The sequence below is a fragment of the Methanosarcina barkeri str. Wiesmoor genome (assembly GCF_000969985.1).
GTDB lineage: Archaea > Halobacteriota > Methanosarcinia > Methanosarcinales > Methanosarcinaceae > Methanosarcina > Methanosarcina barkeri_B.
Genome location: NZ_CP009526.1, coordinates 3537985 through 3548187, shown reverse-complemented (window position 1 = coordinate 3548187; position 10203 = coordinate 3537985). Strand labels below are relative to the sequence as shown.

Annotated in this window: 8 protein-coding genes; 4 read left to right on the top strand and 4 right to left on the bottom strand. The window is 37.5% G+C overall.

Annotation, left to right across the window (positions count from 1 at the left end):
• Positions 1-324: 324 nt before the first annotated feature.
• The 3 genes from MSBRW_RS14695 to MSBRW_RS14675 all read right to left on the bottom strand — a co-directional run bounded on the left by MSBRW_RS14695 (position 325) and on the right by MSBRW_RS14675 (position 4528).
• Positions 325-1668 (bottom strand): restriction endonuclease, encoded by a 1344-nt coding sequence (locus MSBRW_RS14695; protein WP_011306976.1) that lies wholly within the window; start codon positions 1666-1668, stop codon positions 325-327.
• A 437-nt stretch (positions 1669-2105) separates the two neighbouring features.
• The gene (locus tag MSBRW_RS14685; RefSeq protein ID WP_011306977.1) at positions 2106-3200 is read right to left on the bottom strand and encodes a hypothetical protein; all 1095 of its coding nucleotides are present in this window, start codon (positions 3198-3200) and stop codon (positions 2106-2108) included.
• A gap of 905 nt (positions 3201-4105) precedes the next feature.
• Positions 4106-4528 (bottom strand): N-acetyltransferase, encoded by a 423-nt coding sequence (locus MSBRW_RS14675; RefSeq protein ID WP_011306978.1) that lies wholly within the window; start codon positions 4526-4528, stop codon positions 4106-4108.
• A gap of 744 nt (positions 4529-5272) precedes the next feature.
• On the opposite strand from MSBRW_RS14675, the gene MSBRW_RS23030 reads away from it, so the two are divergent.
• Positions 5273-5743 (top strand): hypothetical protein, encoded by a 471-nt coding sequence (locus MSBRW_RS23030; RefSeq protein WP_011306979.1) that lies wholly within the window; start codon positions 5273-5275, stop codon positions 5741-5743.
• 267 nt (positions 5744-6010) lie between these two features.
• Here the strand turns inward: MSBRW_RS23030 and MSBRW_RS14665 are convergent, their stop codons facing one another.
• Positions 6011-6433, bottom strand: a complete 423-nt coding sequence (locus MSBRW_RS14665) for a nucleoside 2-deoxyribosyltransferase (protein WP_011306980.1) — start codon at positions 6431-6433, stop codon at positions 6011-6013.
• 746 nt (positions 6434-7179) lie between these two features.
• On the opposite strand from MSBRW_RS14665, the gene argC reads away from it, so the two are divergent.
• The 3 genes from argC (at position 7180) to argJ (ending at position 9942) form a co-directional block, all read left to right on the top strand.
• Positions 7180-8193, top strand: a complete 1014-nt coding sequence (gene argC / locus MSBRW_RS14660) for an N-acetyl-gamma-glutamyl-phosphate reductase (RefSeq protein ID WP_011306981.1) — start codon at positions 7180-7182, stop codon at positions 8191-8193.
• A gap of 77 nt (positions 8194-8270) precedes the next feature.
• Entirely contained in the window at positions 8271-8735 is a 465-nt protein-coding gene (locus MSBRW_RS14655) for a CBS domain-containing protein (RefSeq protein ID WP_011306982.1), read from the top strand.
• Between the two features lie 19 nt (positions 8736-8754).
• Positions 8755-9942 (top strand): bifunctional ornithine acetyltransferase/N-acetylglutamate synthase, encoded by a 1188-nt coding sequence (argJ, locus tag MSBRW_RS14650; protein WP_011306983.1) that lies wholly within the window; start codon positions 8755-8757, stop codon positions 9940-9942.
• The last annotated feature ends 261 nt before the right edge of the window (positions 9943-10203 follow it).

Below are 10203 nucleotides of genomic sequence, written 5' to 3'. Positions count from 1 at the left end.
TCATCCATACAAAATTCAATGTTAAAAGTAGGGATAAATCAACGTTTAATTTACCAATTAAAGTACTTAAGTCATTTAAACAGCAAATAGATCATTTAATGAATGTACCTTAACTGGGAGAGGGCTGACACTACATTATATTTGGCAAATAAGGTTTAATATCCCTTAAAAACTAATCATTTTTCAAGGGGTCTATAATTATATTAACATATATGTTTACCTGCCGAATCTAGGATGAATTAACTGTGATACTTTTTAAATTGAAACTAAATTGGTTTTGGATGAGATCTATTATTAAATAGGTTTAATTTTTAGAAATTTTTGTTAATTCAAAAACAAAAAATAAAGTCCAATTATAATTATGAATACAATAGAATATACAAGGTAAGAATTTTCCCATATTTTTTTATACAGAGGCAATGATGCATAGTAATTATTGAAAGTTTCGAGTTCCTCATTAGACTCAAAATATTTTTTAGCGCCAAAAAAACTTTTAGTTATAGAACAATTGGTGCAAATCCTTGCTTTTCTAAGTCTTGTTACTTTAAGGTGTTTTTTACAAATGATAGACCCACAATATGTGCAATACCATCTATTTTTTTCAATTTTATGATTGCAGATTTGACAAACTTTTGTATCGTTTCTTAATTTAATAAAGTCTCCAGCTGATTCTAAAAATGATACAATATAGTTTTTTTGTTTAGCTTTGATGTTTAAAGTCCATTCAGGATAATACAATGATCTACAGTCATGGATAGTAATATCTTTGGGTCTTGGAGTACATTTTTTGTTGTAAGTAACATTATTTTTTCCTTTATAAGTTACGTTTTTTGTGCGTGAATTAATGATTTCTGAAATTGCTTGATTTTTCAACTCATTTTCATTTTTTTGAAACTCTAATTTATATTGTAAACAACTACCATTTGTAATTTCTTTTTCATTGTTTATGTTTTTTAAAAGAAAGTTTCTAAGTTCTTTTCTCAATTCATTGCCGGTTCTACCATCAATTATTAACTGTCCGTTTCCTGATTCTTCATGTATTACTCCTACAGAGGTGGAGCACTGTGAATCTACATCATAATTGATATAATAAATTGGATGAAATGTGGTTTTTAAATCTTCAACTGAAACTTGATCTTTTTTTATATTATTAACATTGTTAAAATTAGACTCTAAAGTGCTTGTTTTAATAAATGATTCTGAAGAATAAGATACGCTTTTATTACTAATTGCTTCTATAACACCATTTTTTAAATTTACACCTAAATCACATGCAATTTCTTTTAATTTCTTACCATCAATTAGTTCTAATACCAAATTGTTTGATTGTTTGTTTACTTTTTCTACATAATCAACAGCAGTATCAGTAAAAGTACTGGAAGATACAATATACCCTTTTTTCTTTCCAGAGTATTCTAAGGTAGATACAGCAGAATGTAATTTTTGAACTACAGGTCTTCCTATCCCATTTTTATGATGCTTACACTCCACTACAGCTTTAATTATTTCTCCATAAGGAGAAACTTCATCCATTATGATATCTTTTCCACCGTCGTTTGTACGTTGTGTGACTACTACGTTTTTAAATCCCTTCTTCCTAAAGATATCTGCTATAAGTTCTTCAAATTCAAAACCATTTAGATTCTCAAGTATAAGCTCTTGATTCATTCTCTCATCTTAGACTATATTTAGTAAGGCTCTCTGTCAATAGGGGAACACAAGTTCAATATAAATTATAAATAAATATCTTATGTTACAAATTAAATCAACTTGTAAAGACCTTTTGCATTTCGTTTTTAGCAGGCCGGCGTTTAGTTCTCTGTTTCTTCTTTTATGATATTATCGGAAAGACCGCTCTCCTTCGTCGAGCGTGATAAGAAAAACCAGGTATGGTGATATGGTTGTACGGGTCAGAGATATTTATAATTCAGCCCTCTTGAGCGCAGCGAAAAGGGCATCGTGCTCCCGAGGCGGAACTCGGGAAGTGGAACTCGGGAAGCGAAACTTGGGAATTGAAAAATATGGTAAAGCAGAAGCTTACCATTCAAATGCAGGTCGTTTATCGAAAATCTCACTGAACATGACAAGATTTAAAACGAAAAATATTAGACTTTTTCGCTTTTAGAATTATTTTTTGAGGCTTTTTTTCCAGATTTCCGGCTCCTTTTGCTTTTTTTGCTTTCAACGACTTTTTCCTCAACTTTTTCAGTAGCTTCTTCAAGGAGGAGTTTTGTTAGAATATCCATATATCTTTTCAGTTCCTCTCTCATTTCCGGGGGGAATTCTTCGGAATCTTCAGTAGCCTTCAGAGTTTTCTCAAAATAGGATATTGCAAGAGCAGGGTCATTGTTAAGGTAGGCAGACCCAACAATAAAATGCAGAGGGAAAAAGTTTTTATTCTTTTCATTGAACTTTTTGTAAAAGTCCTGAATTTTCTCAAACTCTTCTTTTTCCGCAAGTTCCGTGACATAGTCTTGGACAAGTTCAACATAATCCGGGCCTTTGTCCAGCAAGAAATCGAATTTTTCATCATCATTCATTAAAAAGAAACCGGTTTCAAGGTCATCTGCTGTTCTTTCCTCGCTAAAAATTTCGTCTGGATCAAGCACTTCTAATAAGCTTTCTCCAAAAATATCTTCCTCGTCAAAGAAATCATCAGCCATTTCTTTTTTCATGAGAAGCATATCAACCTGAGCCCCGGATATGCCCATTTTGCGTGCAAATCTTTTGAACTGCCTTTCGTATTTTTTCTCTTCTTCCTCTGAAAAAAAGCCAAGGACATATGTGATCCACTTAACATAAGCTTGTTTGTCCTCAATCCAGGACCTGTTATCAATGACCCACAAAACATAGTCAATGACAAGGGTGAATTCATGGTCGAAAAGCAGGTTTTCCTCAAGAGGTTCGACAAGGCTTTTTACAATTTTTTTTTCAAGGGCTTTTTCAAAGAAACTAATTTGCTTGTCGCGGTTTAGCTTGATATTCTTCAATGCCTTTATGACATCTTTATCCGTTAACTTTCGGTTATAGTTGTAGTAATATTCGGCAATTGAAATCTCGATTTCACTCAGATACTCGCTATATTCGTATTCATTCTCGTAAATACTTTTTATTTCCTTTATCTCCGTTGTATCCGGCACGAGAAACTCGGACAAGGATAACTCATCTTCACCAACTTTACTGTCTTCATCATGGTTCATATGACTGCTATCTGGTTATTAATTTATATTGATTTCCATGCATCTTCAGAGCTGAAGGATCATGAAAATCCTGTTCATTTCCATAACAGCTGTATACATTGGTCATCGGTTAGGGAATTTTCTTGCCTGAAAGCTATCGATTTTATTATCGACTTTATTATCGATTTTATATTAGAAGCCGGCCTTAAATTTTGACATGTTTACATGAAATCGATACCTTGTTCCAGCTCATTATTTATTAAAATATTTGGCAAATGTTGAGGAAATTGACGTAATTTGCCATGATTCTTCACTTAACCGAAGATGTATGCAGTTGTATATAATATTAAAATAACATGAGCTGGAACAGAGTTCAATCAAAAAAATTCAGGTAGAAATTCCTTAACTGATGATCAATCTATCAATTTCTAACGACTAATCAGAGTTTATACCCAAGCCCTGCAGGTTTTCTTTAATTTTCTTCTCCGGCTCCGCTGATTTTCTGAATTGCTCAGAAAGTTCTGCAGTCAATCTTTTGATCGCTATTTTCTGTCAATAGCAATATTTTGCTAAGAATAAGAGTTAGAGTAAGAAGAGTTAGTAAGAAGAGTTAGTAAGAAGAGTTAGTAAGAAGAGTTAGAGTAGGAAGAGTTAGTAAGAAGAGTTAGAGTAGGAAGAGTTAGTAAGAAGAGTTAGTAAGAAGAGTTAGTAAGAAGAGTTAGTAAGTCCCATAGTTTTTTATTTCATTCTAATACCCCGCTAACTTGCTGCGGGGTGCGCCAGCGCAACTTTGATTTCAGTCTTTTTTATGGTTCCCACTGTCAGAATGCATTTAAGTCTCTCAGTTCATCAAAATAACGTGTTTAAATCTCCAGCCCGTCAAAACGGATCTTTTCTATCCTTTCTATTTTTGGATTTCCCTGATTTTATTTCCATTCCATCAAAATCTGCGCGCAACCTGTATACTCATCAACCTCTTCGCCAGCCGCCACAAACCCACACTTTTCATAAAAGTGAAGGGCACTCTCGTTTTCCCTGTAAACTTTGAGAGAGAGCCTTCCTTTCAGGGCCTTTGCATATTTGAGAAAAGCTCTGCCAATTCCTCGACCCTGCATGTCCGGCGCTACGAAAAGGGCGCAGACATGTTCTCCAACAAGGGAGATGAATCCTGCGATCTGTCCTTTTTCCTCAAAAACAAAGTTTTCGGCGAGTGGAAAGTACTTCTCCTTCATTGTGTTCTTTTGCGAAGCCCAGAACGAGGCAGGGATAAAGAAATGGGCACTAATGGAGGCTTCGTACCAGATCCTTACCATTTCTTCAAGATCGGTTTTCCTGTAGCTTCTGATCAATTCATCAACTTTCCTTTATATTTTGGAGCAATTAATCGACTTTCTTTTATATTGGGCCAGTTTATCGATTTTCCTTATACTCGGATTAACTTGCTGGTTTCCCATTAATTTCTAACATTTATACTTTTCTCTTTAATTGAAGATCATTTTATCGGATTTCTATTTGTTAATTCTTCTTTTACCTATGTAAAGTTAACAAATGCTTTCATAAACCAGGTACTCTAACCTGAAAATTCCTGTAAATTCCTGAGCGTAAAAACTGTGTATAAAAAATTATAGAAAGCACAAGTTATATATATAGTGAAAATAGTCTAAAAAATGCCAGACCGAAAGAGCTTCGGCCTGAAAAGAGGCTTTCACAAAAATAGGTCCGAATCAAAAAGAAAAAGTCGGAATAACTTGTTATTATTTCACTCCATTGACTCGATTTGGTGGATCAAGTCACTGGTGTATTTTTCGGAGAACTCCACCTGTGGACTGAATGGCACGATCTTTACCAGCTTCCCATATCTGGAGACGTACATATCAGGCCCATGTGAAGTTTTCACTTTTCTAAAAGTATAGCCGTTCACAAAGGTCACTATTTTAACCTCCAGTAGTTACTATGTCAGGCATACTATATTAAAATTTTTTTACTTAATAATCGTTATAGATTTTAGCTTCTGCTGATCTTTTATCAACTAATTTCAATTTGATAATTACATATTTAATTAAGAAGAGAAGATTTTAACACTTCATTATTATATGGGTCATCTTTATAACTCCTCTTCATTCTCTTTGTTTCCGCTCACGGATAATCGTGCTTTCCTAACTTCAACTACGAACGATAAAAGCCATATCGATGAAAACAATATCGATAAGAGCAATATCAATGAAAGCAATATCAATGAAAGCAATATCAATGAAAGCAATATCAATGAAAGCAATATCAATGAAAGCAATATCAATGAAAGCAATATCAATGAAAGCAATATCAATGAAAGCAATATCAATGAAAGCAATATCAATGAAAGCAAGAAATATACAGGTCATGTGATTGTTTCATGGACCGGCGGAAAGGATGGTTGTCTCGCATGTTATAGGGCACTCTCGAAAGGTTTTGAGGTATCCCACCTTTTGAAGGTCTCCCATCTTCTGAACTTCAGGGGAATTCAGAGGCGTGGTTCCCATGACATTATTCCTTACCTGGTTTATGCACAGTCTGAGGCGCTTTGAATTCCTCTTATCCATAAAGACTTTGTTACATATGAACAGGAGTTCAAAAAAGTGGTCCGTAATTTAATGGATAGTGGGGAGAATGGAGTGCGCCAACACAAATTTGATTTCCTGATATGTTATCTGTGATTTTGTCTTCAAGAGTAAATTCTGATGAACGGAAAAAGTAGTTCAGGTCAAAAGTAGCTCTGGGAAAAGAAGGTTGGGACCAAAGAAAAGTTGGGACCAAAACTTTAGGGAACAGAAACAGTTAGAAGCCAGTAATAGTTACCGGAATTTTTCTATTATTTTCAGCAGTTCGTCTTCATTCTTTGCAAGGGAGACTATAGCCATCTCTACCATAAGGTTAACAATTCCGTCGGAGAGAGAACGAAAATCTGTTCGAACCCCGATAACCGGCTTTTCCTTTGCATAAGCGTAGCCTATCTCCCAGGCAGTTCCTGAGTCTACATCTACACCATCAAGGACTGCAACTACAATATCAGAACCGTCCACACCTTCTACACATTTATTGAAAATACACTCCTGGTTCAGTTTTTCGCGTTCGTTTATGGTATCCTCTGCATCTTCCTGGGGCAAAAAAACCGAAAAGCCTTTCCTGAGCAGTAAATCCTTCAGTTTACGGTTATAATCAAGTTCTGCATGGCTGAAGAGGGGGCCTGCAAGATATATTGTCTTCTTCTTATTCATGATTTTTTTTCTTCCTGAAACTTAAGAGGTATATAGCAAATTTTCCTATATAGTAAAAGATTCTCTAAAGATAAAATCATTTACCTGTGAACTACCTGTGAACTTTCCGTTTCCGGCGCTAAGTGCCTTAGCAATTCTCATCTGGAATATATTTATATATTAAAAAATTTAAGTCTTACTAATTTAAAATTATATGAATCGTTCTCTATAAAATAATGAAAGAAAACCTTCACAATTTAATTTACTAATAAATTTGGGGAATTTCCTTTATATGACTACCTTATGATTAGGCGGCTTCTAACTAGATGCTCTAGGCCGCGGAAATTAAACTTCTGATCCTTTACGATAGGTAATCAGCAGTAGGTATGGACTCAAGGCAGAAGCTTTCAGGAAAAATTCTCAATTCTCAAGTAGGTTTTCTTTGAGATCTGTTTATGAACAAGCATATCTAACTCAACACATCTAACTCACTTTCTAATTCGATTACAAGAGCTCATATTTAATTTCCTTTATAATTCAATTATGAAAAGAATATCTAATGATATTGATTACAAGCTGATATCTCCTTTGAAAAACTGTATTTAAGAAGAAAAAGATATGGCTCTGCAGCCGGAGCCAGCTTTTCGAGCAGATCCCGTGACATCAATAAATAACCAAAACAGATTTTATATTTGACTTTTCCAATAACAAATTTCCAATAACAAATTTAATTATCTTGTATTAGTATTACACAGGCAGTGACACTTATGATCAAGGCTGGAATAATAGGAGCTTCGGGATATACGGGAGGAGAACTTCTGCGCTTGCTCGTTAACCACCCAAATGTTAAGCTGGAGCTGGCAACTTCCCGAAGCCTGGCAGGGAAGCCCGTAACGAGCACCCATAGGCATCTTGAAGGTTTTCTCGACCTAAATTATGAAAATCCTGATTCTGAAGATATCAGGGAGCGCTGTGATGTAGTCTTTCTTGCAGTACCTCACGGATCTGCCATGAACTATGTACCTGAACTGCTTGATGGCAACACTAAGGTTGTTGACCTTAGCGCAGACTATAGGCTTGAAACCTCGGAATTTGAGAAAATCTACGGGATAAAGCATAGTGACCCAAGGAATGCCGTTTACGGGCTTGTAGAGCTCCACCCCGAAGTTGCAAAAGAGAATTTCGTGGCAAACCCAGGATGTTTTCCTACAGGTTCAATTCTTGCAGCAGCACCGCTTGCAGCAGCTGGACTTATCGATATTGCGGTTTTTGATTCCAAGACAGGAATCTCAGGAGCAGGGATCTCGCCCACTCAAAACTCACATTATCCAAACCTGGCGGAAAATATCATCCCATACAAACTTACAGCCCACAGGCACAGAGCTGAAATTGTCCAGGAACTGACCGGGCTTGAAGGAAAGCTCAGGAACATTAATTTCACTCCACACGTAATTCCATCTATCAGGGGAATCTTTACAACTGCTCACCTCTTTACAAAGGAGACACTCTCCACGGACGACTTAAAGACGATTTACGAGGAATTTTACAGGGACAGGCCGTTTATAAGGTTCCCTTCAGGAGTTCCTTCCCTAACTGCAGTCAGAGGTTCTAACTTCTGCGATATAAGCTTTGAAGCGGATAAAGAAAATAACAGGGTTGTCGTGCTTTCAGCAATCGATAACCTGGTCAAAGGCGCTTCAGGACAGGCTATCCAAAATATGAACCTCATGTTCGGGCTGGATGAGACATGTGGGCTCTGGATGCCTGCTACGGCTCCGTAAGCATAACCAAAGCAAGAAAATATAACTGGTGACGGATTAAATTAAAGAATAAAATTTGTCTCAAGGGGTATAGTCAGATGAAGGTAAAAGATGTCATGAACCCGAACGTTGTTTTCTGCAAGCCTGATGATACAGTCCGGGAAACGGCAAGAATCCTGAAAGAAAACAATGTGAGTGGAGCACCTGTCCTTGAAGGTGAAGAGCTTGTAGGAATTATAAGTGAGGCGGACCTGCTAAAACTGCTGATACTCCCCGAAAAGGGGGAACTCTGGCTTCCAAGTCCCTTTGAGGTTATAGAGGTTCCTATCAGGGAACTTCTTGGCTGGGAAGAAACGAAGAAGATGCTCTCTGATGTGGGTTCCACAAAGATAGAAGAGATTATGATAAGGAATGTGCACACGATCTCTTCCGAGGCATCGATTGAAGAGGCATCCGAGCATATGATAAGGCACAGGATCAACAGGCTTCCTGTAACTGAGGACAACCGCGTGGTGGGAATCATTACTCGCGGCGATATTATCAAAGGTCTTGCAAAGCTCTGAGGAAAAAGGAGAGTCTTTCATGAAAGAAATCGAAGGTGGAATCTGTGCAGTAAAAGGCGTATCTGCAAACGGAATTAAAGCCGGAAAACTGGGATTGACTGTTATTCTTGCAAAGGGGCCGGCAGCAGGCGTTTTTACAAAAAATAAGGTCACAGCAGCTCCGGTTACCCTTAGTAAGGGAGTAATCGAGACTCATCACCGTCTTTCGGGATTAATTGTAAATAGCGGAAATGCTAACGCCTTTACAGGTGATGACGGCTTTCTGGATGCTATGGAAATGGCATCCGTACTTGCCCAGAAACTTGATCTTGAAGCTGACACGGTTGCAGTTGCCTCGACAGGGGTAATTGGCAGAAGGCTTGATGTTTCCTTAATCACGGAACATCTTCCTGAAGTCCTCAATGGTCTGGGCAGTTCTCCTGAGTGCAGCCGTGAAGCTGCAAAAGCAATGATGACTACGGATAGAGTCGTAAAAGAAGTAGCTATTGAGATGGACTGCGGGATCAGGATAGGAGCCATTGCCAAAGGTTCGGGGATGATCGAGCCCAATATGGGAACTATGCTCTGTTTTGCATATACCGATGCGAAAGTGCCTGCCGACGTCCTGGATGCTGCTCTCAGAATAGCAGTGGATAAAACTTTCAATATGGTTGTGGTGGACGGGGATACAAGTACAAACGACATGGTACTCCTTACTTCCACCTGCAAGTCTGGAGTCAAGCCCTGTATGGACTGTCTGGATGACTTTGAGGAGGGGCTGATTTACGTCTTCACCGAGCTTGCCAAGAAAATGGCAAAAGATGGAGAAGGTGCTACAAAACTTATTGAAGCTAGGGTAGTTGGCGCAAAAACACACGAGGACGCTAAACTTGCTGCAAAGGCAATTGTACGTTCTCCTCTGGTTAAGTCTGCAATTTTCGGAAAGGACCCCAACTGGGGAAGGGTTGTAGCCGCTGCAGGCTACTCAGGTTCGGAACTTGAACAGGAAAGGCTTGCTCTCTCTTTTTCAGGAGGAGGAGAAGAGGTTGAACTTGTAAATTCCGGCGAGATTTCCAGTTCTTCGGATCTAGAGCTTTTGAAAAAAATAATGGCAAATGAAGAAATTGTCATTACCCTTGACCTTAATCTGGGAAAGGAACAGGCAATAGCCTGGGGTTGCGATCTGACCTATGATTATGTCAGGATTAACTCTGAATATACGACTTAATGATGAAACATAGTCTGGTGCAGTGTTGACTACAGGTTTAACCCATTATACGACTTACTGCAGTACATTACTGACTAAAGGACTGAAATTACATTACTGACTACAGGACTGAAAACAGGTATAAAGGGCATAAAAAATGTAAACAAGATTAATTCGAAATTTAAGCAAAATTACTTGGGGAAAAATCCGTTTTTTCCCCAATCCCTGAAAATTATTTCAGGTTTAGATCTATGATTCAGATCAATATTTCCAGGGGGTTTA

Excerpts from the sequence above, each read along its gene's own strand:
- MSBRW_RS14655 (WP_011306982.1), top strand. The coding sequence starts at position 8,271 with ATGAAGGTAAAAGATGTCATGAACCCGAACGTTGTTTTCTGCAAGCCT.
- MSBRW_RS23030 (WP_011306979.1), top strand. The coding sequence starts at position 5,273 with ATGGGTCATCTTTATAACTCCTCTTCATTCTCTTTGTTTCCGCTCACG.
- MSBRW_RS14695 (WP_011306976.1), bottom strand. The coding sequence starts at position 1,668 with ATGAATCAAGAGCTTATACTTGAGAATCTAAATGGTTTTGAATTTGAA.
- MSBRW_RS14685 (WP_011306977.1), bottom strand. The coding sequence starts at position 3,200 with ATGAACCATGATGAAGACAGTAAAGTTGGTGAAGATGAGTTATCCTTG.
- argJ (WP_011306983.1), top strand. The coding sequence starts at position 8,755 with ATGAAAGAAATCGAAGGTGGAATCTGTGCAGTAAAAGGCGTATCTGCA.
- argC (WP_011306981.1), top strand. The coding sequence starts at position 7,180 with ATGATCAAGGCTGGAATAATAGGAGCTTCGGGATATACGGGAGGAGAA.
- MSBRW_RS14665 (WP_011306980.1), bottom strand. The coding sequence starts at position 6,433 with ATGAATAAGAAGAAGACAATATATCTTGCAGGCCCCCTCTTCAGCCAT.